The following is a 23,828-nucleotide window of genomic DNA, read 5'->3' as shown; positions in this document are numbered from 1 at the left end:
TTACTCTAACCCTGGTTGGTAATCGAACCAATCGAAATAGGCTGGTGTCTGGCATTCCTGGCCGTTGCCGCTGGCATAGATAGCGAAATAAACGCCAGTGAAACCGCCTGCGACTTCCGTTGAAAGATAGCGCGTCTCGCCTCTGGCAAGGATTTGTTCTACCTGATCAACTGCTGTGAAGGTTAGCGTATAGAGATCGTGTGTCGCGTCGATGCCCAGTTGTATTGGTCCAGCCGGGAAGGCGACATTGGCGACAATTGCTGAAAGTGTGCCAATCGTGCGGCGGGCGATGATGCGTTGTTCTCCTTCCAGGCGTGTGACTGCGATCTCGTAATGATGCTGCGCGTCCATCCGCACAATCAGCCCGGCTTCTTCACCATCAATCTGTGGCTCAAAATCGAGCAAGGTTGTGATGCGACAGATAAAGTGTTCTTGACGACGTCCCAGCCAGGTTACTGCTCCCTTCCCTGCTATAGAGGACGAGGAGCCCCGAAGTTGCAACCAGCCTGGACGCTCACTTAGCGAGTAACGTGTCATGTCCGGGTTACGCAGGAAATTCCAGTAAGGTCGCAACTGGGGCTGATCGAAGTCATCGCGGGCTGGAAAAATGGGAACGAGCTGGGAAGGTAGGCAAGGGGCCTCCGTAACTAATTTGAGGCGACCACCTGTGATGATCGGCCAGCCATCGTTTGTCCAGGTGATGGGGGTGAGGAAGGTCTCACGTCCCAGGTGATGACAGGGTGGGTAGCCATTGGGTCGGACGGCCAGACAGACCATCCACCAGTTGCCTTGCTGATCTTCAACGAAGTCGCCATGACCGGTGATCTGGATGGCATCGTCCAGACTGCGATGGCTCAAAATAGGATTATGCGGGCAAGATTCGAACGGACCCCAGGGGCTGGTACTGCGCGCAATCGTGACCATATGGCCATACTCAGTCCCACCTTCAGCGATCAGGAGATAATAGAGACCATCTTTTTTAAAGAGATGAGGCCCTTCGGGGCCTTTGCCACCAGTCCCCTGCCAGATGATGCGCGGCTCCGTCAGGCACTGGCCTGTGGTGATATCAAGCTGGCATTGGAGGATACCTGTAGCTCCAAATCCGGCCTCGTTATGCGATCCCGTCATGTAAACAGTGCCGTCGTCATCAAAATAGAGCGATGGATCGATGCCGCGATGCTGGAACCAGATCGGGTCGGACCACTCGCCGTACGGATCTTGCGTTGTCACAAAGAAATTTCCCTGGCTACTCACATTTGTAGTGATCATATAAAAAGTACCCTGATGGTAACGAATCGTCGGTGCGAAGATGCCATTACATTTCCAGGCCTTGCGCAAATCAAGCTGGCTTGTGCGTGTCAGACAATGACCAATCTGCTCCCAGTGGATCAGATCGCGACTGTGGAAGAGAGGCACGCCAGGGAAATACTCAAAGGAACTGTTCACCAGAAAATAATCATCGCCAACCCGACAAATGCTGGGATCAGGATGGAAGCCGGGGATAATTGGATTATTATAGTGCATGGAGAGACTCCCAATAAAAATGAAAAGAGAAGAGAAAAGAAAGAATGTATTTCTGGCGAGTATAACAAGCAATCTATGGCAGTGTCAATCAGCGCGATGATCCAGTCTGGACGTTCCTACGAAAATGTCTTCTTCCAAAAAGAGAACAGACAGAGCCTTTCCCCAGGCAGAGCAATGGGGCGGCAGTCGGCTGCAGAAAGAGGAGAGACGCCAGGCAGTCACCTCCTGAGGTCCTCTCTTTCAAGTTAGTTAAGCAAGAACGTTTCCAGCACAGGAGCAAGAATCTCAGCCACGAGGTCGTGGGTTTGCCCCGGCAGGCGACGATGCTGCGCGTGGGGGAGAGCATCTGTGATAGCCTGGGCCGCGTCGCTGAGCATAGCCGGGCTTGCTTCCCCACTGATCAGCAGAGTTGGGACCGCGATGGAGCTCAGGCGAGAGGCCAGGAGATCCATTTTGCCCAGGATGATGGCGTCATAGACCAGCGATTGCGCGATGGCTTCGAGGGAGGGTCTGAAGGGCGCGTTGCGGAGCTGGGCCACGATTTCAGCTGGAATCCCCACCAAGTCCGTCTGGTAGAGTTCGACCGCCTCGCCTCGCAATCCTTGCGAGAGCAGTTCGCTGAGCCGGGTTGCAGCCGTCCGCGACCGCTCAGCCAGACCCTGCTCAAGCAGAAACGGGGGTTCGTAGAGCGCCAACTTTGTGATGGGTAAGCCCTGCTCAGCCGCCATCAGCGAGAGGACAGCGCCAGAGGAATAGCCAAAGACAGAGGCTGATCCCCCTGCCTCGTCGATGAGAGCGGCGATATCCTCGATTTCGCGCTCGATGGCGTAGGGAGCAGTATCGGAACTTTCGCCGCGTGCTCGGCGATCAACATTGAAGACGGTGAAATGCTTGGAAAGTCTCTCCGCCAGCGCTGAGCCAGTGAAGTGGTCGTTAAATGCGCCCAGCACCAGGATGATGGCTGGACCTTCGCCAGATTGGTCAAATGCGATCACTGTTCCGTCTTGTGAGCGAACGTTTTTCATAAAATGTACCTATTCCTCTGGCTCTAGTCTTTCCGAGAATTGAAAAAGCAGTTCGTGGGTACTCTGGGAAAAAGTAGCAATCAAGGTCTCAAAGTGTTGTTGCTCAGCAGACAGATGATCAGGGGGCTTGCTTGACTGCATCTTCTCCAGGCTCTCCCACAGACTCATAAGAGTATACTTTTGTGGTTCTGCGGCACTCTGAAAGATAAAAGCATCTTTAAAACCCGCCTGTACACTTGCACTGGGAAACATCTTCTCACGAATATAATCGAGCGCCTCCTGTTCATTGCCCGGCAGAAATTCTACAAAGGATAGTTTCGTATACATGCTAGAAAACCTTTCTTGTCCAGTACTCTCACCACATTTTTCTCTGGAATGAGTAATGCAATGCCTCACCCACTCAACTCTCCCTTATGCTACGGGAAGCAAAGGGACCAGACCTGTTAAAACCTGATATTCATGGCTGTATGGAAAGATAATATTCCTTACCATTCCTATGTATAGGATACAAGAAAAGCGGGAATGAGAGCAATGAAGCAACGAAAACAGAACAGGTTCCTCTTCACCACGCTCCTTCCCGATGCAAGAACCTCATTGGCCGCTAGAGAACCAAACCAGAACTGGAAAGCCCTGATAATCCAGTCTGTCTACGGTTGCCTGCTATCTTGACCGAGTTGGGTGATCATGCTAAGCTGTTGGCAATATCACATAAGAAACGCGGTTTTGCGCGTGGATAGAAAAGAGAAACAGAGATGTTCGAGCAACGCCTGCGCCAGCTCGTTACGGCGCACAAAACCCTGCTGGAGCGGCCTAACCAGATCGATCCCAACTGGTCCAATGGCCTCTTCGACCGGTACCGCTACCCGGCGCTCACAGCGGCGCATACCCCCCTCTTCTGGCGTTACGATCTCAACCCACAGACCAACCCATATCTGATCGAACGTTTGGGAATCAATGGGGCCTTCAATACTGGAGCTATTTTGCTCAATGGTCGGGTTCATCTGGTCGCTCGCGTCGAAGGATATGACCGCAAATCGTTCTTTGCCGTTGCAGAGAGTGCGAACGGAATCGATAATTTTCATTTCTGGGACTACCCGGTGCTGTTACCAGAGACGGATGACCCCGATACCAACGTGTATGATATGCGCCTCACGCAACACGAAGATGGCTGGATCTATGGCGTCTTCTGCACTGAACGGAAAGATCCCAACGCTCCCGCTGGCGATACATCCAGTGCAACCGCACAGGGTGGGATTGCACGTACACGTGATCTCAAGACATGGGAACGTCTGCCTGACCTGAAGACGCTGCGTTCACCCCAACAGCGTAACGTCGTGCTCCATCCCGAGTTTGTCAAAGGAAAATATGCTTTCTATACACGCCCGCAAGATGGTTTCATTGAGACCGGCGGTGGCGGCGGGATCGGCTTTGGCCTGGCTGACCGTATAGATGGTGCCGTTATCGACGAAGAAGTCATTGTCGATGCAAAAGTGTACCATACCATTAAAGAAGTAAAAAATGGCGATGGGCCTCCACCGATCAAGACCGCTCAGGGCTGGTTGCATATTGGGCATGGAGTACGCAATACCGCAGCAGGTTTGCGCTATGTGCTCTATGCATTTTTGACCGACCTCAAAGATCCGCACAAGGTCATCGCTGCCCCCGGTGGCTATTTCATTGCTCCAGAGGGTGAGGAACGCGTTGGAGATGTCTCTAACGTTGTCTTCTGCAACGGAGCGGTGGTGCGACCCGATGGTACGATCCTGATCTACTATGGCTCGTCTGATACGCGTATCCACGTGGCGGTAACGACGGTAGAGAAGATGCTGGACTATGTCTTCAATACGCCTCCCGATGCGCTACGCTCGGCAGCATCTGTACAGCAGCGAGCAGGACTGATCCAGCGCAACCTGGAATTGCTGGCAGGCACGAAGGACGCAGTGCTCAAAACCGCACGCATCTAATAGCTATCCAGCAATCAAGCTGAAAGCAGGGGATCTATCACTTGCAGTGATATTCCACCTGCTTTTTTGTTTCCTGTTTCAGGACAAAGCTTGTACCGATGAAAGAGTTCGATCTGCCAGCGGGCTCGAACAGCTTCACGACAGACAGCACTGACAGAGTAAAACCTGCTGTAAGCCGTTATGGTTTGATAATGTGAACCCATGCGAACTACTCTTGTGATGTGGTGGGAGCCCGGCAACAGTACTCTCACACATCAGGCAGTGGCAAGATTGGCTCTGGCCCTTTTTGAATCAGCGTGCTCGTGCAGCCATCTCCTGAGAACCAGGAGCCAGGCCTGAGCTTCATGCACGCTCCCATATCGATTGCATCTCTGCAGATGTTTGAAGCACTTCAGCCAGGGTCCCCTGAGCTTCTACTCTTCCATCATTAAGAACGACTATCCAATCCGCACGTTGAAGCGCTGCACGCCGATGTGAGACTGCGAGACAGGTGACGTGTGGCTTCTGTCGCAGGCGTTCCCAGATCTGTACTTCTGTTTCTATATCCAGTGCACTCGAGAGATCATCAATAACCAGCAGTTCCGGTTGGCGCACATACATGCGAGCCGCTGCTACACGATGTGCCTGACCTCCAGATAACTTGAGTCCACGCGGACCTACCAGGGTGTCCAGTCCTTGCTCCAGGTCAGCCACATCTCGTTTGAAGACAGCATCCACGATCGCATCTTCGATCTCAGGCCCCTCAGGTAATCCCAATAAAATGTTTTCTTTTACAGAGAGGCTAAATAACCGTGGTACTTGCGGCGTATAGGCAGCATGGGGAGGTAAAAACCACGTTTCAGGCGAATCAATCTGCCTGCCATTCCAGGATAGGGTTCCCGCACTCTTCGGCAATAAGCCAAGCAAAGAGCGAAGCAGTGTCGTCTTCCCCGAACCGATACGTCCGGTAACAACCGTCAGCGTTCCCCTCTTTAAGGTCAGATCGATAGCTTCAATTCCTCTTTGCGTGCCAGAATACCTGTATGTTAAGCCTTGTACTTCCAGTTTTTCTAATGTTTCCGGGCTTTGCAGCTGCGCTAGAGGCAGGGCCGGCAGTTCTCCATGCATTGGGAAAGGTCGGTGCTCGACAAGCTCCTCTGTTCTTGTATCTTGCATCACATGCAGAACACGTTTCAATGAGGCAATCATGCGCTGATAGCGTGTCATGCGTCCACCAATCTGATCAGCGAGGACGGTCAGACTGGTCAGATATGAGACGAACAAAGCAAAATCACCCACGCTAAAACTTCCCGTACGCATCATCTGGACAACTAACACAAGCATCAGTCCGATAGCAAGATTCGTGACATTCGCAGAAAATGCACTGACCAGTTGGCCCATAAGCTGATCCTGAACATTGGCACGCTGACGTGCATACCCCAGATGCTGAAATTTCTTGACAATAGCCTCTTCTGTCTGAGCAACCTTCACTGAAAGAATACCAGCGAAAACATCTCCCAGAAATCCTGTCACGGCACTGGTCGCAGCCTGATTCGCCGCATGAAAGCGCTCAATCCACTTTTGAACATATTTTAATGCAATAGAAACAAGAGCTAATGGAATGACGACATACAAAGTAACGGAAGGAGCAATAGTATACATAATAATCAGACCAATCAAGATAATCGTGATCTGACTGAGGCCGCCAGAGAGATCCAACAAACAGACGGCAACGGATGGTATATCATCGCGAAAACGGCTCAGTATATCACCACTTGAAAGCGTCTGTAGAACAGGACGTTGCAGGATAGTGGCAAAAAGATTCTGTCGCACTAAACCAGGTAATACCTGATTCGCCATCACCATGAAATAATTGCCCACTAATAGAACGAGTGTAATAACGACCTCTATCCCTAACCAGAGAGCAACAAATAACCATGGTTCTAACTGCCCTACCTTCGTCGATCCAGTGGCACTATCCAGGATCTGCTTCATAACCAGTCCAGGCACAAGCGTTGAAAGCTCAACCAGACTCATCGTGAACAGAATCAGAATACCCAGCCAGGGAATATAGCAGGCCACACGCCAGGAATACCAGAGCGGGGCTCGCTTCAGTTCAATCTTTTCAGGGGTGTCATAGATAGTTGTCTGCGACATACTATTACAAAGCCTCCACTGGTTCATCTAATCCTGTTTTTAGAAGTTGTGCAAAGCGTGAGTTCGGTGTCACAATCAATTCCTCTCTGAGGCCATATTCTTGACAGACCCCATCCTCCAGTACGAGAATGCTATCGGCACGCTCAAGCGTGCTTAAACGATGGGCGATGATAACAACCGTACGTCCTACTAACAGGTGATCGAGTGCCTGCTCGATCCGTCGTTCAGTAGTCGGATCAAGGCGAGAAGAGGCTTCATCCAACACAATAATGTCTGGATCTTTCAGAAAGACGCGCGCAAACGTGAGTAATTGAGATTCACCTGCTGAGAGCCCCATGTTTCCCGGCTCAATTGCGGTGTCAAGACCCTGCGGGAGTGTCTCTAACCACTGCTCCAATCCAAGCAACGCTATTGCCTGATGAATACGCTCATCGGAGATAGTTGTATCAAAGACTGTCAGATTTTCGCGCAATGTAGCATGAAATAGCGTCACCTCTTGAGTAATCATCGCAATACGTGAGCGAACTGCCTGAACAGAAACATCGCGCAGATTAACCCCTCCAATCAATACAGCCCCACTATCGGGATCATAAAAACGCTCGAGCAGGCGTGTTATGGTCGTCTTTCCACTTCCAGTACGGCCCACAATGCCGAGAATAGTCCCTGGTTTCACCTGAAAAGACAGATCTTTGAGCACTGGCATATCCAATCCATAAGAGAAGTTTACCTGCTCAAAAGCCAGTGAAAGCGTTCCTTCTGGCAGGGCCTGGCGAGGCCCATCAACAATCGAACCTGCTGTCCCTAACATTTGACGCACACGCCGCAGGCTTGCATTGGCCTGCTGAAAATCCTGTGCCTGAAAGGTAAATCCCATTAAAGGGCCCTGCAACATCGTCGAATAACGCACAATGATATAGATGGTTCCGATCGTGATTGCGCCGCTTTGAAAAAGCCAGATCCCCAGAGCGAGAGCAATAATGGTTCCCAACGTAAAAATCCAGTGCATGGCCTGGAAAAGAGAGGTTGACAGGAAGCCTGCCTGACTAGCAACACGCCACATCTTTCGTGTCTGCTCAATATGGCCACGCAACATATAGGCGACGGCATTTGAGGCGCGGATATCTTCTGTACCAGAGAAACGCTCTTCGAGAAAGCCATAAAGATCTGCACTGGCCTGACGCTGCATCTCCCAGACTGGACCCATTCTTTGCTGTAAATGCTTGAGCAGGAAGAGAGCGGAAACAGAGAACACAACCAGAAAACATCCCAGACGCCAATCGATTAAGATCAGGCTGATCAGCATGCCCAGGACAAGCAGACAATTGCCCACAATAGAAATGATAAAACGGGAAAGGAAATTGCCCATTGTTGAGATATCACCATCAATGCGCTCGATCAATTCACCAGGCAGATGTGTCTGGTAAAAAGAAAAATCCAGCCTCAGACAATGGCGCAAGACGCTGGTACGCAGTGTATTGGTGGTGCTCATTTGCAAACTACTGGCAATGCCAGTCTCACATACCAACACTGCTTGACGAAGTATAACAACACCAAAGAATGCACCTGCCAGAACCCAGAGAAATTGAAGTGAACCTCCGCTTTTAGCGGTATCAATAAACAGGCCCAGGACAAAAGGATTGGCAAGATCCAGAGCCATACCACTGAGTAACAATACCAGCAGAGATAGCAATAATCCCCAGTAAGGCAAAAGCATATATCTCAGTAATTGCACCGTCCCATAACTTTGCAGCTTTTCCAGGCCACTTTCCTCTTTTTTGCGTATCATTACGTTAAAAAATCTCCATTCCTTCAAAACTATTAAACATTCAAAACGACTCCAATACAAAAAAACTATAATTCTATGGTAAAATAGAGAGAGGAGAATTTCAATTTTTCAACTAAGAAGCTAATCAGTTGCAGGAGAAAAGCATTGACATTTCTGATTCACTTACAGAATATTTCAGTAGAGGAGATTGCATTCAGTTATTCTCCCATGGAGGAGCTGTTTCGCAGCCTTCATGTCTTGACGAATGCAAAATATCATCCATTACATATCTCATGGGTGCTCTCCAGACGTGAACACATAAGCACACATCTCAAAGCAGAGATTGAGGCTTTCGGTATGCTCTATGGGCCTCGCATGAAGGTGCTGTTTCAGGAGATCTGGTCTCTCAGCAAGAAGATCCAGAATTTTGAAGAGGAGATTGCCTTGCTCAAAAATATGCCAGCACTGAACTATGCTAATCAGATGCTTGCTCATATCGCTCCCTGGGAAAACGCATCTGGACAGGAGCAGGTGGTTACATATGATTATGAAAGCGTCCAGACAAGCTCTTTGCTTCAGCAAGAGATTCGTCGTTACATCCAGCAGGTCTATCCGGAGGCACAGACCGTCGTTGATGAACTTTTACATGATCCTCAAGCCAGTCAAGAGCACTTTATACGCTTCCTGACAGACTACTGGCTTCATTGTATGGCTACCCAGTGGGAGCAGCTCGAAGTTATTTTTGCTCATGATATTGAGCAACGCGGCAGACATATTTTTTCCCATGGCCTGTGCTCTACGCTGAATACACTATCACCCGAACTTCAAGTTCATCAGCAGAATGATACGATTATGATGCAGTACCCCTGGGGGAGAAAAGAATTCACTGCCACACGTCTGATCTTGACACCATCCTATTTTATCTGGCCACGTCTGTTGGTAGCACAGGATGAATATGGACTCAATCTGGTTTATTCTGTGCAGGAGTTGCAGGAACAGGGAAAATTGCCAGTAACGCCAGAGAAGCTTTTAAAACTTCTCAAGGCGGCCAGTGACAACACACGTATGCAAATTCTCCAACTGCTAAAAACACAGCCACGTTCAACGCGCGAACTGGCCGGGCTCATTGGTATGACGGAAGCAGGTATCTCGAAGCATCTCAAACAATTACAGGATGCAGATATAATCACTCCGGAGCGCGTAAGTTATTATGTTCTTTATCATATCAATGCTAAAACCTGTAGCGATCTCATTCACGGTTTAGAAGATCTTATCAAATAATCCTCATAATCGGACGAAGAGGAATGGAAAAAGCTCTCACCATTTTTTCAATACATGATATTCACATATGACAACAGGTTGTTAACTGGCTGTTTGATACGGCACACATCCTTCTACCTGCAATTGCCCCCCTCTTGACTCAATTTATGATATGATATCTCTTACTAAATACCTAAAAAAACACCTCAAGGAGCAGGGACGTTCATGGCAGACACTACCGATATCCTTATCAGTGCCGCCGATCGCGAATTTGGACAAGCCAGACAATCGGAGGATCAGCGCGCAACACTCACCGGCATTATTCTCGTTGTCGCCTCCGCCATCCAGGGGGGCCTCACACAGACAGGACTGGATAAGAGCGCCCTTCCTCTGACGATTATGCTCATTATCCTCGGCCTCTTCGGCATCCTGGCAAGCCTCAAACTCTATGAACGAGCCAGACGCCATACGCGAGCAGCCTTCCTCTTCCGCCAGCGACTCGAGGAGCTTTTCCCCGAGACGCAGCTCTCACAGGTCATTGAAAAGACGCGCCAACAACAACAAAAAGAGTTTCCTATCTTGCGCAATGTCCGCCTCTATATGCTCTGGATCGCACTCCATGGTCTAATTGCTGGACTGGGGATTATCTATACAATCATTTCATTTATACATTGAGGAGAGGGTAAAAGCATTGGAACCTGTAGTATCTCTCACACGCATCTTGCAGGATACCACTCTTGATAAGCAGGGACGTCTGGAGGCTGTCAGAGCTCTCCTTCAAGCACTGACCCCTTTATTTGACCAGCAAAATGGAGAAACAGAGTTAACTCATTTTTTCCATACACTTCCCAGGGCAGATTCACAGAACTTTATAGAGCTATTGATACTTTTTTCATTAGAAGATTCACACAAACCCCTTCGCTTACAACAGAGATGGCCACAGAAAGTGCTCTCCATGCTCTATGAATGGGTTCAACCTGAATGCCTTATCAATGCACTAAATAATACAAATCTTGACCGGCGCATGGCTATTTCTCTCTTGAAACTAATTCATGACGATGAATGTATTCAGTTAATGATCGATATAGCCCAGGATCCAGCGCAGAATAGAGAGATGCGAACCAAGGCTATCTGGGCGCTGGACGCTCTTGAAGTAAATTTACCATTAAAATATGCCATTGAGGCTACCCGCTGGCATATTTACGAAGGAACAGAAGGGGTCATCATTTGTACAGTTAGACGTCTTGCTCAGCAGGCCCCTATTGATCAATTGCTTCCCTTGTTGAGAGAAGAGGATAACAGGTTACAATCAGGTGCTGTTAAAGCTCTTATGAGCATTGCAAAATATATCCCTCTAGATACAGTGCTTCCTCTGCTGAAAGAGGATCGTCATTCTGTACGCAAAGCCGCTCTCCACATCCTGGCAGCAATGGGTGAAAGGACTCCTTTCGAGATCTTTACTCAACTATTACGCGATCCTCAACAGGACACAAAGATGCGCCAGGATGCTGTATACGCGCTCAATGAATCAACACAGCCCGAGGCCATCAACATCCTTCTGGAAGCTGCGATCAAAGAGAAAGATCCCCAGGTGAAAATAATGGCTCTCTGGGTCATCGCCAATGATGATACTGAAAAAAGCGTGCCCAGGCTTAAAGCATTCCTTAGATCGAGCCCTCCATTTCCTCTTGATTCTCTTATCGATCTATTAAATGATTCCGATCAGGATGTCATCAAACAGACAATTGTAGTTTTAGGTATATTGGGAAGTCTGGAGGTAGCTATTCCTATCGATCTCCTCGTTTCTTTCCTCAACAATGAAGATGAGTCGATTGCCAGGAAAGCCGCTCTGGCGCTCTGCAAATTAGGCAGCAGCGCACCTGTCGATAAGCTACTCGCCGCTTTGTACGCTGAGAAAGAGGAAACTGAGAGTGAGGGAACGGTTCACACCTATATTCTTGAGGCGTTAAGCACACTGGGAAAGCATATTCCGCTCGATGCACTCATCCCGGTATTATCTGCTGATAACCAGAATGAAGACAGAGATAGAGATTCTCAGGAGATAGATACCTCTACATTACAGAACCTGGCCAGGTCGCTTCCAGAACAGATCATCCAGCACTTCCATAACGATCGTCGCGCATCAATGCGTTGGATGGTTCTACAAGCAATTGAGAAAAGTAAGGCTCATGAATGGCTTCCTCTCGTCATTGAGACTCTAGCAGATACAGATAACACTAGCTTAGAATATACTAATAGTGGAAGATTCTCTCCTGACAGTATACATGATGCGGCTATCTCTGCACTTGGGGCACTCAACGCATACTCTCCTATTGAACCACTGCTTCAATTATTACCTACAAGCAAAGAGAAATTCAGCTTCACTCAAGACGATCGCATCTCTGTTCTCAAAGCTCTAAGACAGTTTGGGTCACGTGCTCCACTCACTGTTTTGTTGCCACTTCTGGGCTCTTCAGATGAGCATGTCTGTCGTCTGGCCTTCGAACACATTCAGGCAATATATCCGGACGCTTTAGCAGAACTGACGCCACAACTTAAAACTATTGCTCGTGGAGGACCAGTCCAGGGCCCCTTTGTCTCAAGAAGGCAGTATAAGATTGCCGAAACCGTTGCTTTGATGCAGCGAGCAGATCCCTCAACACTGGAAATGGTTATCGAGCTCCTTGATCATCCATTCTGGGAAGTTCGAGCCAGGGCAGCAAAGACGTTAGGAACAGTACAGCAACCTATCCCTGATTACGCCATCCAACGACTCTCTGCACTGTGCAATGATCCTGAATCTCAGAATGTACAGTTAACAGCTCTTACGGCCCTGAATGGGATTCTATCCTCTCAATAGAGAATGAAAGAAGAATAGGTGCATTAATCTATTCTTCTTTCATCCACTATCCATTTGTTTTACTTTATTTATAGATAATAGATCTATTGCAGGCCTTCCATTTCTACAGTATAGTAGATCCATTATATAACCATCGGGCTCTGCTCCTTGGCGATTGGGCTGATCATTTTTGGGAGATAGTCCTTCATCGCTTATGGTTCTGTCCTTTTGGCCATTGATTGATCTCTTCAGATTAAACTATTCTCTAAAAAGAGCATCTCTCTTCCGAAAATAAGGGGGAATGAACCCCTTTTATGAACATCTACTCTCTACTTGCCCGCTATCTGAAAGGATTCCCTTTTGCAATCATTCACACAACGGTTCTCTTCCACACTTGAACAGTATCGCTTCCCACGCTCGTTCTGGGTTCTTACTCTGGGCTCTTTTGTCAATCGACTGGGTAACTTTATTATTCCGTTCTTTTCTTTGTACTTAACGGCATATCGCCACCTCTCTATTGGTGAGACCACTCTGGTTATCTCTCTCATGGGGTTCGGTTCACTTGCAGCTGGTATCTGTGGCGGAGTGCTGGCCGATACTCTAGGGAGACGTACAACGATCTTGATTAGCACACTGGCGGCAACAGGGATGATGCTGGCACTCAGTTTTGCTACGACGATCTGGATTATTGTTCCGCTAGCTATTATCTATACATTCTTTAGCGATATGCAGCGGCCTGCCTCATCAGCTACTATTGCTGACGTCACGCCTTCGGATAAGCTGTCACAGGCGTACGGTCTGCGCTATTGGGCCAATAATATTGGCAATGCCATTGGCCCCGTTCTGGCCGGACTGCTCGCTCCAATCTCGTATCTTTTGCTCTTTATTGGTGATGCGTTCACAACTTTCTGTTTTGCGGTGCTTGTCTGGTTTGGCGTTCCCGAGACACATGTGTATCGAACACAGAAAAAAGAGGGTGAACAGCTTCAACGTTCTGGACAGGTAAGTCGTGCTCTCACTGATCCCTTGTTATGGATCTATGGTATCCTGGCCTTCTTCTTCGATGCGATCTATATTCAGGATATGACGGCGATGCCGCTGGATATGCAGGCTCATGGACTCCAACCTCTGGCGTATGGATCGGTCATGGCGATAAATGCAGCTCTAGTCGTGGCCATTAGCCTTCCGCTTACTGCGTTCTTCAGTCATCGTTCGCGCAATCTGACTCTGGCACTTGCTGCCCTGCTGCTGGGCACCGGTATGGGGCTCTTTAGCTGGTTGCATTCTTATCCAGGCTATCTGCTAGGAGTGATTATCTGGACACTCGGTGAGATCTTGAATCTGCCAATCTCTATGACTATTATTGCCGATATCTCACCCAAACATCTCCGTGGCACCTATCAAGGAGTCTTTCAGACGATACGAGCCTTCTCAATTGTCATTGCACCAGCATTGGGTGGCTTTGTACTCCAGAATCTGGGGGCAGCCTTCTTCTGGCAGTGTTGCTTGATCGTTGGTGTGCTGGTCGCGACAGGCTATGTTGTCCTGGAAAAAGCGCGTCAACAGCGTAAAAATGAAGATAGTATTTCTTAGGGCCTGTATATTATATCATTGCCTGCTACTGTTCAAAAATATTGTAAATTAAAAACTATTCATGCGATAAATTGCATCTAAAAATGTGATTTATCGCATGAAGATGTACGGCTCATCATTTATGATGGCCGTGGTGAATCATTCCTTCTTGTTCCACTCTCATGACCATCCTCAGGCTTGCCCCAGACAACTGTTCCTACGACCTGCATGACCAGTTGCCCATGCTGAAGATAAGGCTGGAGGATCTCACGGACACGCTGATCAAAGGCGCTTGCTCGCTCTTCTCCCATACGTTCACGAGCAAAGTTGCTGCGCGAATGAAGTCCCGCAATAAAATCTTCTAACGGCTGCTCAAAAGGAATAGGGGCCGTTTCCTGCCGCCCTATCTGCTGAAAATAGCCTCGTTCGCTGAGTTCATCCACAATCCGCGCTGGCTGATGCCCTTTTCGTAAGGCATATTCGTTCTGCACCAGACTCAGTTCGCCATCCCATGGCATAGGCCGAACTCTCCTTCCAACAATTGCCACAAAACCATGAGGAGTCAATAGACTCCGAAAGCGCGGGAATGCCTGCGACCACTCGGTCCAATGAATACTTGATCCTGCCGTAATCAGCGCGTACGGTGGTGACAACGGAACCTCTTCGATTTTGCCATAGATCCATCGTAAACGCGGATGATCTCCGTCAGAAAGCTGCTTCCCCTGATCAATCATCGTTTGCGAAAAATCTACTGCATCGACACGGTCTGCAAACGCGACACACTTACGCGCCAGGTCGCCTGCTCCTGCTCCAACATCAAGAAGCACCCGTGGCTCATCAAGAAGAAGTTGCCTCAGGATGGTAAACGTCTCGGCTGGATAGGGGGGCCGATGACGATACGCCTCCACTACCTGCTGATTTTTAAAGGTCTCAGCATAATAGGTGCTATAACTCTCTGGCTTTGGCTGCATTCTTTCTTTCCTTTTCTCGCTGATTGTTTCCTGTGAACCTCACCATTAAAACGCTTCTGGCCCCAAAGGAGGTTCAAGGTTCCCCAATTTTTCTCTTACCACAACTGGATTCTCTCAAAAGCCATCTCTCTACGCCAAAATTTTTATCAAGCAAGCATCTAAAAAAGGAAAAAGAACCATTATCTGATAGATATTGACAAAGAATAGTTCATCACCTATAATTGGACTAGGACAACACAAAGGGTTCTGTCAAACATCATCACCTGAAATGGAGCATACGCAATGACGCACTCATGCTTTCTTCCTACTTTTGTGCAAAAATACCATATTTTGCTCTACTCTTCCCACTTCTTTATACATTCTCTATTTTGCCTGATTCAATTATAAAAATCCATTCCGTTCACGTCTTTTTTTAGCACAGTCCACAGACTGCTACACGCTCTTTTAAACCCTTTACTAGCAATGCTGTATGTGTTTTTAACAATCGCCTGGTATGTCTGTTTGTCCGCATGACAGAATGCTCTATCGCGTGAATACCCTGCCCTGCTTTCTACACCATGGAGTTGTCTCACTAGTAGAAGCCATTGATCTGGCCTGCACATCTCTGCTGAAAACAGAGTTTTTATGCCGGGTGGTAAGTCCTTTTCATGCACGTCTACATAGGTGATGCAATAGAGAAACTCAACAACTCTGCTGTCGTTGAGATCGCACACATTAGCACGAGAAAGGAATCTTTGCATGTTACACAGTCGTAACACTTCCGTTGAGCAGCCCCTGGTTGCTCATTTGTTGAGGCAGAAGATTGTCAGATACTCAATCGTTCTTGCCTGGTGTTTCTCTCTAGCCGCTGGAGCAACGGGGGCCTTTTTTCTTCAACATGCGCCCTCTCCTGTACATGCGGCAACCCCTCCACCACTGGGACTGAATATTGATTTCAATGAACAGTCACTGGTGGATATGATTCAGAATGAGCCGCGTTTCCAGCAGGTCGATAACACGACAACGGCGCTGACTCAGGATACTAATGGCTGGCCCACAAGCGATTTTGAAGAGATTATTGACAATCGCTATAACTATGCCTGGGTTTCAGGAGCCGTTAATATTGACCCTCAGAAGGCTTCAACTGATATCAGCGGGACGTACAAACTCTCATTCACGGGTCAGGCTGTACTTACAAGCGCTGATGCTGGCGATCCTTCGCATGCCGGGACGACAGTGAGCAATCAGCAATACAATTCAGCCACTAATACGACCACCGCTGATGTGACACTTTCCAATCCCTCAGGTGGTATCGTAGTCGATCTGCAATTCACTCAGACGAAACGTAATCCAACCGATGCTCCTGGCACAGGTGTGACCAATGTCAAGATGATCCGCCCTGGCTATGCCTCAACACCCAATCAGGTCTTTACTAACGAGTGGTTGAGCACCCTGACCAATCATAATTGGACCGCCTTCCGCTTCATGGGTGCTCTGGGAACCAACGATTACGCCGATCCCGCTACAGATGGTCATCCCTATAGTGAGCTCTATCCCTATCGCTTGCAATGGAGCACTGATCGCCGCCTGCCGAATGCTGGCCCACTCTATGGTGCCGCTCATCCCGGCGTCCATGGCGTACCATGGGAATATGTGGTCTTGATTGCCCAGATTACGCACAAAGATATCTGGATCAATATCCCCGTCAATGCCTCCGATGACTATGTCAATCAGGTCGCCAATCTGCTGAAAAATGGCAACTCTTTCACAGGCAATCAGGGTATCCCTTCCAATGTCAATGTCTATGTCGAGTACAGCAATGAGATGTGGCACTATGGCTTCCATCAGGGGCCGTGGAATAATCAGGCTGCGCAGGATGAAGTAGCAGCTGGGGGCAGTAATCTCAACTACGACAATTGTAATAACAACAATGATTGCTGGCGGTTCCGCCGTATTGCCAAACGAACACTTGAGATTGGCAATCAGTTCAAAACGGCCTTCAGCGACAATGGTACACGCATCCGCCCGGTTATCAATAACGCATTCACTGATCATGATACTGATATGCTCACCTACGTGAATGCTAATTATGGTACAGTCAGCAATTCGATCTATGGTATCTCACAAACAGGCTATTATGGCAGCGCTGATAAGTCTTCAGTTGATGCGATTATCAATGGAGAGACTGCGGCGAGCGATGCGAATAAAGCTGGCTATGTGACAAGTCGTACGATCGCCAATCAGTTTGGCATCCATTCGCTGGTCTATGAGGGTGGTCAGGATGAAGAAGGCAATAAAACTCCGATTTCACCTGTGGACACAACCCTGGCCAATCAATTTGCGGCGGCACGCGATCCACGCATGCAGCAGGTTGAGGTCCACGATGTAGTGACAAACTGGTTTGGTTCTGGTGGTGAGCTCTATATGCAGTTTGCCCACGTTGGCCGCTTTAGTACCTATGGCATGTGGGGGCTCTCTGACGATGTGAATAATCAGACAACAGGCAAGTGGAAAGGTGTTGATCAGATTCTAGGCACTTCGGTGACACCTACGCCCACGCCAACTCCCAATCCAACTCAGACTCCAACTCCTACACCAACCCCCAATCCAGGTCTGCCCTCACCCTGGCAGACGCAGGATATCGGTTCAGTTGGTCAGACAGGCTCGGCCTCTTATACAAATGGAACCTTCACAGTTGTTGGTTCGGGCAGCGATATCTGGGGCGGCAACGATGGTTTCCGGTATGTCTATCAGCCTCTCAATGGCGATGGCACGATCATCGCAAAGGTCACTGGCGTTCAGAATACCGATGGCTGGGCCAAAGCCGGCGTGATGATTCGTGAGACGCTTACTGATTCCTCAACGCACGCCTTTATGGCTCTGACTTCTAGCAATGGAGCTGCCTTCCAACGGCGCACAACGACCAGTGGGAGCAGTAGCAACACCAATAATGGAACGACAACGGCTCCATACTGGGTCAAACTGGTGCGCAGTGGCACGACCTTTACGGGCTCGATCTCTAGCGATGGCAGTACCTGGACGCAGATCGGTTCGGATACTGTGACGATGGGGAGCAATGCCTACGTTGGTCTGGCAGTGACTGCTCATAACTCCAGTCTGCTCAATAGTTCAACCTTTACGAATGTGAGTGTGAGTACTGGCGGGACCGGCGGTGGCGGGTCCCTGCTGGCCTCCGATCCATTCAGTGGGAGCACTGGTGCACTTCATGGTCAGAATACGGGCACAGGCTGGTCTGGTGCCTGGGCTGAGCAGAATGGAAAAACAACGGTTCCTGGCTACAATGTAAGCTCAGGTTCGGCGCTCTCTTTCTCGACGCTCCAAACGTCGGGGAACTATGCAACCGGTGGTTTAAGCTATGAGTCTGCTGGTCGTAGCTTGAATGTGAGCGCAACTGGACCATTCAGCTCATACCTGACGAATGGTCAGATCGGTCAGTTGGGCTCAACATTATGGGTAAGTACTCTACTACGAAAAGATGCCAATGACGATCAGGAAAACTCCCTCACCTTCCACAACTCTAGCACCAATTGGTGCTCAGGCTGTGCCAGTTCATCTATCAGTGTTGGCTACTTTGGCTCGGCCTCTAATTCCGGTGGACTGCGCTACTGGGGAGTGAAACTGGGTGGCACTGTCTTCAAGAGTAATGTTCAGGTTCAAGTTGGACAGACAGCTCTACTGGTCATGCGCATTGATTTTAGTCCTAACACCAGCGCAAGCCTGTATGTCAATCCCAGTTCATTGGGCAATAGCGCTCCCAGCAGCGCCAATGCTCAAGCTACGTCGAATCTGGCTGTGACATTCCAGAGTCTGGCCTACTACGGCGGCGATGGCTCCAATCAGAGCTCATTAGATGAGATCCGTATTGGCACCAGCTATGCAGCCGTGACGCCTTCGAACTAACACTCAGTTAAGAAGAGAGAACATAGGCAGGAAGCTTATGTTCTCTCTTTTACAATGTAATCTATCTATTTTTAATGCTCGTTAGATGCACACTACGTCAGTTTTGTTCCCAATTTCTTTTTCAGGCAAAGGAGTAGGTACGTATGAAATGGACGCGTTTTGGCCTGCACCAGATGAGAAAAAGCTCGTCTCTAGCTGGTCGTGGAGCCATGCCACATGCACCATCTTATTTACGTGGTGCAATCACTGCACTTGTTCTCATGGGTGCAGTTTTTAGTACACTGGCTATAAGCAGTTCAAGTGCCCGAGCCGATGGTCCAACAGTGACGATCAATAAAAATATTCAATATCAACAGATGGACGGCTTTGGTGGCTTTGGTGCCAAGCTCCCCTGGTTTAGTGGCGGACCATTCTATGATGATTCTTTTGATCAGAATCTGGTGAATGACCTGGGTATTACTATTCTACGTGATGAAGTTCCTCCTCAATTTGAGGCGACTCCTGGCGTCTTTGATGCGACAAAAGTGGCTAGCAATTCTTGTGAAGGTCAAAGTGTTCCCCTCAGCGATCACTTTGGCTATCTTCAGGATCTTAAGTCCAAAGCCGATGCCGCTGGCCAACCCTTAAAGCTGATTGCTTCGGTCTGGAGTCCGCCCTTATGGATGAAATACGTCAACTGCGTTTTCGGCGGAGATGCAAACTGGAACCGCTTAATCGTAAGCGAGATCCCTTCGGCCTCTGTTCCAAATGATCGGAAGGCCGACTATGCCGCTTATCTGGTCAAGTATATTCAGACAATTAAACAGCAGACAGGCATCGATGTCTATGCACTGAGCATTCAGAATGAGCCTGCCTTTGGAGAGCCCTATAGTTCGGCAGTCTACAGTCCAGAGGTCTTGAAAAATGTGATCAAGGTCGTCGGTCAGGCCTTTCAACAGAATGGCATTACCACGAAGATCTTTATGCCTGAGGATGTGACTGACTTCAACCGCATCTCTGGCTTTGTCCAATGGGCCGAGAATGATCCCATTGCTCGTCAGTATGTCAGCATTATTGCCATCCATGGCTATGGACCAGATGGGGTTACCGGAGCGGGCAGCCAGTCTTTCTGGAGCAATGCTCATACGCTGGCAGCAACATACAATACACCGCTCTGGCAGACTGAGACGTCGGGCTATAGCAATGATTGGCCTGGCGCGATGAATCTGGCTGGCTCAATCTATACAGCATTGAAGTATGGACAGGTCAATGCATGGGTCTGGTGGTCTCTAAGTGAGGGGGGCGTCACAAACTTTAGTTTGATGAATAATGGAGTGCCTACATCCCTCTACTATGCCTCAAAGATGTATTATCGCTATGTCCGACCGGGGGCAGTGATGATCGATAGCTCATCAACTGATCCTGATGTCCTCGTCAATGCTTTCAATAATGTCCAGAGCAAGACGCTCTCGGCTGTGTTCATTAATCAAAACACGACGACGGCTAAAACGGTCAACTTGAACTTTACTGGAAGCAATATTCCGGCTCAGTTCTCAGTCTATCGCTCTTCCTCAACTGAAAATGCTATCTCCGTTGGAACAATCAATAATACCGATCAATTGACGTTGCCACCCAATAGCATTGTGACTATTACGGGAATAAGTGGAAGTCAGGACAGCTTACAAGCTCCAACTGTCTTAACTCAACCGCAGAGCACAAACGTTGTCGAGGGGAATTCGACCAGCCTGAGCGTTGCCGCAACTGGCACGCCTCCTTTAAGCTATCAATGGCTGCGCAATGGCAGTCCTATCAGTGGTGCAACTGGCTCAATCTATACGTTCTCTGCCGCTGGCTCCGATAATGGAGCGCAGTATAGCGTTCAGATTAGCAATGGACAGGGCTCAACAACAAGCACTTCAGCCACTCTTTCGGTTGGAGCTTTCACAGGTGGACAGAGTGCTACGACCAATTCACCTCCTACAATCGATGGCAATAGCAGCGATGCCATCTGGAGTACGGCTCCCAGTTATAATCTGAACAACACAACTGGTAGCCCCAGTGGTCTTTCGGCTAGCTATCAGAGTGCCTGGGATAACACAAATCTCTATTATCTGGTCAAGGTGAACGATCCAACCTATGCCAATGGGACGGATAATGTTGAGCTCTATCTGGATGGAAATAATTCGAAAGTTCCCAATGCCTATATTGAAGGGGACTGGCAATACATCTTGACCTGGGGCTCGACTACGGTTAGCCAGTATCAGGGCGGGGCCAACGGTAATACGACGGCTGGACACGATATCTCTGGTATCCAGTCTGCTCAAGTTGCCAATGGCAGTAGTGGTTATCAGGTTGAGGTCAAGATTCCCTGGTCAACGCTGGGGGTCACGCCTGCGACTGGAGCCAATATTGGCTTTGATATCGATGTGGCACAACAAAGCACTCCTGGTACGACTGCTGGCAAGGTCTTCTGGAATGCCATAACGGATGATGACTGGCACGATCCCAGCCGCTTTGGGGTGCTTAAATTAGGCACAGACTCAAATCCGACGCCGACGCCCACGCCCACGCCAACTCCCAATCCTACACCCACTCCGACTCCGACGCCAATTCCCACTGGTAGTCTGCTGGCCTCAGATTCTTTTACAGGCACAACTGGCGCCATGCATGCACAGAATACTGGGACTGGCTGGTCCAATGCCTGGAATGAACAGAACTCTGATACCTCTGTTCCTGGCTATACGGTCAGCTCCGGGTCAGCTCTCTCGTATGCCAACCTTCACACATCTGGAAATTATGCCAGTGGTGGTCTGGGGTACCAGACTGTGGGACGCGGCCTGGATGTCAGTGCGTCTGGACCATTTAGCTCCTATCTGAGCAATGGGCAGATTGGGCAAAGTGGGACGACTCTCTGGGTGAGCACTCTCTTACGCAAGGATGCGAATACTGATCAGGAAAATTCACTGACGTTCCATAATAGTGGCATTAATTGGTGCACTGGTTGCTCCAGTGCATCGGTCGGGCTTGGCTACTTTGGTTCAGCATCAAACACTGGCGGTTCACGCTACTGGAGCATTAAACTGGGCAATACTGTCTACCAGAGCTCGACTCAGGTGCAGGTTGGACAGACAGTCTTACTGGTTATGCGCATTGACTTTGGCTCAACCAATACTGTCAGCCTCTTTGTCAATCCCGGCTCGCTGGGTGGTAACGCTCCCAGTTCAGCCAGTGCTCAGGCTACCTCCAGCTCAACTCTGAGCTTCCAAAGCCTGGCCTACTATGGCGGTAATGACTCCAATCAGAGCTCATTTGATGAGATTCGTATTGGAACAACATACGCCTCTGTAACACCAACGAATTAACTTTTTGCCATCAGAGGACCGCCATTGTCTCTTGTACATTGGCGGTCCTCCCCTCCCTCTATAAGATCCAGCTATGGTACAAGACTGTCCATCCTAACAATTGGCAACTGGCCCCTCCCCCATCCAGCAGCTTCTGCGCTTCCACGTACAAAATGCAGAACAGCAAGCACAACAATTGATGATGTGCAATTTGAGTTTGTACAGATGAGACTACAGATCTTCAAACAATACTCTGCTTTCATTTCTTTTCATCACAGTATATACTGAGAGGGCTCTATGCTATAACACATCTATAAATAGAACAATACTTATGCAGAAGATGAGCATTCCGAAGGAGGAAGCGCGATGAAACGCAATGTAGCAACCAGGCTATTCTTCTTTCTTAGTATTGTGTTCATAGGTAGCTCAATTCCACTCCACTATCCCACGGCACAGGCGGCCCATCTACCGAGGCCACAACATGTCGTCATTGTGGTCGAGGAGAATCATAGCTTTCAGCAGATTATCGGCTCTTCCAGCGCTCCTTATATCAATGCCCTGGCAAAACAAGGAGCTTTATTTAGCCATTCTTCTGCAATCACCCATCCCAGTGAACCAAACTATCTGGCTCTTTTTTCAGGTTCAACACATCATCTCACGAGCGATGCCTGCCCGAGAAGTTACTATGGACTTAATCTAGGCTCGTCTCTGCTTGATGCTCATGATAGCTTCACAGGCTATTCAGAAAGTATGCCTGGCATCGGATTTACTGGCTGTCTCCATCCAAACTCGGATCACCCGCTCTACGCTCGTAAGCACAATCCCTGGGTTAATTTTCAGAATCTTTCCAGTACCTCTAACCAGACCTTTATGGAATTTCCAACCAATTATACAAATTATACAAATTATACACAATTGCCGACAGTGGCCTTTGTGATCCCCAATCAACAGAATGATATGCATTCAGGGAGCATCAAACAGGGTGATAGCTGGCTTCAAGCCAATCTAGATGGGTATGTTCAATGGGCTCACAAGCAGAATAGCCTGCTCATTGTCACCTGGGATGAGGATGATGGGTCGGCACAGAACCAGATTCCCACGTTCTTTGTCGGGCCTATGGTTAAAGCAGGGGTCTATGATGAGCCTATTAATCATTATACTGTCCTCCGTACGCTCGAGGAGATGTACAACCTCCCTCCTATCAACAAGAGCGCAGAAACTTCACCTATTACGGATATCTGGAAAAGGTAATGGTGCCTTAACCAGCATTTTAGTACTCTCCTTCAGCGTCTGGTGCGAAGTGGGCTCACCAGGCAGCATCCACCCGTTAGTGAGCAGGCTTTAACAGAGACGCGCGAATAAGAAGGCATTTTCTGTTTTTCAGCTTGAATAAGAGATGAAGCAGTGTTACGCTATACAGGCGTAGCCCTTTTATTGTTCAGTATGATAGAAATACATAGCTTGTTCTACCCATAAATACTATGGATGAGATGATTAGCTATAATGATACGATACAATGAATGGAGTCGAATAACATGCGTGAAAAAATAGA

Annotated in this window: 14 protein-coding genes; 8 read left to right on the top strand and 6 right to left on the bottom strand. The window is 48.7% G+C overall.

Annotated features, from left to right (window positions below; all coding sequences use genetic code 11):
• The 3 genes from EL628_RS10550 to EL628_RS10540 form a co-directional block, all read right to left on the bottom strand.
• Window positions 1-1,524, bottom strand: coding sequence for a glycoside hydrolase family 43 protein (locus EL628_RS10550; protein ID WP_126579909.1), 1,524 nt, complete (start codon window positions 1,522-1,524; stop codon window positions 1-3).
• Between the two features lie 245 nt (window positions 1,525-1,769).
• Entirely contained in the window at window positions 1,770-2,549 is a 780-nt protein-coding gene (locus tag EL628_RS10545) for an alpha/beta fold hydrolase (protein ID WP_126579908.1), read from the bottom strand.
• 9 nt (window positions 2,550-2,558) lie between these two features.
• Window positions 2,559-2,876, bottom strand: coding sequence for an antibiotic biosynthesis monooxygenase family protein (locus tag EL628_RS10540; RefSeq protein WP_126579907.1), 318 nt, complete (start codon window positions 2,874-2,876; stop codon window positions 2,559-2,561).
• Window positions 2,877-3,301: 425 nt separating this feature from the next.
• Between EL628_RS10540 and EL628_RS10535 the strand changes: the two genes are divergently transcribed.
• Window positions 3,302-4,513: a glycoside hydrolase family 130 protein gene (locus tag EL628_RS10535; RefSeq protein ID WP_126579906.1), complete on the top strand. Its 1,212-nt coding sequence runs from the start codon at window positions 3,302-3,304 to the stop codon at window positions 4,511-4,513.
• 342 nt (window positions 4,514-4,855) lie between these two features.
• Here EL628_RS10535 and EL628_RS10530 read toward each other — a convergent pair whose 3' ends face one another.
• Together EL628_RS10530 and EL628_RS10525 are read right to left on the bottom strand one after the other, a co-directional pair.
• Window positions 4,856-6,649 (bottom strand): ABC transporter ATP-binding protein, encoded by a 1,794-nt coding sequence (locus tag EL628_RS10530; protein ID WP_161975403.1) that lies wholly within the window; start codon window positions 6,647-6,649, stop codon window positions 4,856-4,858.
• A gap of 4 nt (window positions 6,650-6,653) precedes the next feature.
• Window positions 6,654-8,435 carry an ABC transporter ATP-binding protein gene (locus EL628_RS10525; RefSeq protein ID WP_126579904.1) on the bottom strand — a complete coding sequence of 594 codons (1,782 nt, stop codon included), beginning with the start codon at window positions 8,433-8,435 and terminating at the stop codon, window positions 6,654-6,656.
• 144 nt (window positions 8,436-8,579) lie between these two features.
• On the opposite strand from EL628_RS10525, the gene EL628_RS10520 reads away from it, so the two are divergent.
• From EL628_RS10520 to EL628_RS10505, 4 genes are all read left to right on the top strand, one after another.
• Window positions 8,580-9,695, top strand: a complete 1,116-nt coding sequence (locus EL628_RS10520) for an ArsR/SmtB family transcription factor (RefSeq protein ID WP_126579903.1) — start codon at window positions 8,580-8,582, stop codon at window positions 9,693-9,695.
• A gap of 204 nt (window positions 9,696-9,899) precedes the next feature.
• Window positions 9,900-10,349 carry a hypothetical protein gene (locus EL628_RS10515; RefSeq protein ID WP_126579902.1) on the top strand — a complete coding sequence of 150 codons (450 nt, stop codon included), beginning with the start codon at window positions 9,900-9,902 and terminating at the stop codon, window positions 10,347-10,349.
• A 16-nt stretch (window positions 10,350-10,365) separates the two neighbouring features.
• Window positions 10,366-12,534 (top strand): HEAT repeat domain-containing protein, encoded by a 2,169-nt coding sequence (locus EL628_RS10510; protein ID WP_126579901.1) that lies wholly within the window; start codon window positions 10,366-10,368, stop codon window positions 12,532-12,534.
• Window positions 12,535-12,873: 339 nt separating this feature from the next.
• Window positions 12,874-14,106 (top strand): MDR family MFS transporter, encoded by a 1,233-nt coding sequence (locus EL628_RS10505; protein ID WP_126579900.1) that lies wholly within the window; start codon window positions 12,874-12,876, stop codon window positions 14,104-14,106.
• A gap of 119 nt (window positions 14,107-14,225) precedes the next feature.
• On the opposite strand, the gene EL628_RS10500 is transcribed toward EL628_RS10505, so the two are convergent.
• The gene (locus tag EL628_RS10500; RefSeq protein WP_126579899.1) at window positions 14,226-15,056 is read right to left on the bottom strand and encodes a class I SAM-dependent methyltransferase; all 831 of its coding nucleotides are present in this window, start codon (window positions 15,054-15,056) and stop codon (window positions 14,226-14,228) included.
• Between the two features lie 738 nt (window positions 15,057-15,794).
• Here EL628_RS10500 and EL628_RS10495 point away from each other — a divergent pair.
• The 3 genes from EL628_RS10495 (at window position 15,795) to EL628_RS10485 (ending at window position 23,527) form a co-directional block, all read left to right on the top strand.
• Entirely contained in the window at window positions 15,795-18,956 is a 3,162-nt protein-coding gene (locus EL628_RS10495) for a hypothetical protein (protein WP_126579898.1), read from the top strand.
• 143 nt (window positions 18,957-19,099) lie between these two features.
• Entirely contained in the window at window positions 19,100-22,297 is a 3,198-nt protein-coding gene (locus EL628_RS10490; protein ID WP_126579897.1) for a sugar-binding protein, read from the top strand.
• A gap of 345 nt (window positions 22,298-22,642) precedes the next feature.
• Window positions 22,643-23,527, top strand: coding sequence for an alkaline phosphatase family protein (locus EL628_RS10485; RefSeq protein WP_126579896.1), 885 nt, complete (start codon window positions 22,643-22,645; stop codon window positions 23,525-23,527).
• Window positions 23,528-23,828: the final 301 nt, after the last annotated feature.

This window comes from Tengunoibacter tsumagoiensis (assembly GCF_003967535.1).
GTDB lineage: Bacteria > Chloroflexota > Ktedonobacteria > Ktedonobacterales > Ktedonobacteraceae > Tengunoibacter > Tengunoibacter tsumagoiensis.
Note: the sequence above shows the minus strand (reverse complement) of the source record. Positions and strands in the feature narration are given on the sequence as shown.

Bases quoted from the DNA above. Each gene is read 5' to 3' on its own strand.
- EL628_RS10525 (WP_126579904.1), bottom strand. From the start codon at position 8,435: ATGATACGCAAAAAAGAGGAAAGTGGCCTGGAAAAGCTGCAAAGTTAT.
- EL628_RS10500 (WP_126579899.1), bottom strand. From the start codon at position 15,056: ATGCAGCCAAAGCCAGAGAGTTATAGCACCTATTATGCTGAGACCTTT.
- EL628_RS10485 (WP_126579896.1), top strand. From the start codon at position 22,643: ATGAAACGCAATGTAGCAACCAGGCTATTCTTCTTTCTTAGTATTGTG.
- EL628_RS10530 (WP_161975403.1), bottom strand. From the start codon at position 6,649: ATGTCGCAGACAACTATCTATGACACCCCTGAAAAGATTGAACTGAAG.
- EL628_RS10490 (WP_126579897.1), top strand. From the start codon at position 19,100: ATGAAATGGACGCGTTTTGGCCTGCACCAGATGAGAAAAAGCTCGTCT.
- EL628_RS10515 (WP_126579902.1), top strand. From the start codon at position 9,900: ATGGCAGACACTACCGATATCCTTATCAGTGCCGCCGATCGCGAATTT.
- EL628_RS10550 (WP_126579909.1), bottom strand. From the start codon at position 1,524: ATGCACTATAATAATCCAATTATCCCCGGCTTCCATCCTGATCCCAGC.
- EL628_RS10495 (WP_126579898.1), top strand. From the start codon at position 15,795: ATGTTACACAGTCGTAACACTTCCGTTGAGCAGCCCCTGGTTGCTCAT.
- EL628_RS10540 (WP_126579907.1), bottom strand. From the start codon at position 2,876: ATGTATACGAAACTATCCTTTGTAGAATTTCTGCCGGGCAATGAACAG.
- EL628_RS10545 (WP_126579908.1), bottom strand. From the start codon at position 2,549: ATGAAAAACGTTCGCTCACAAGACGGAACAGTGATCGCATTTGACCAA.
- EL628_RS10535 (WP_126579906.1), top strand. From the start codon at position 3,302: ATGTTCGAGCAACGCCTGCGCCAGCTCGTTACGGCGCACAAAACCCTG.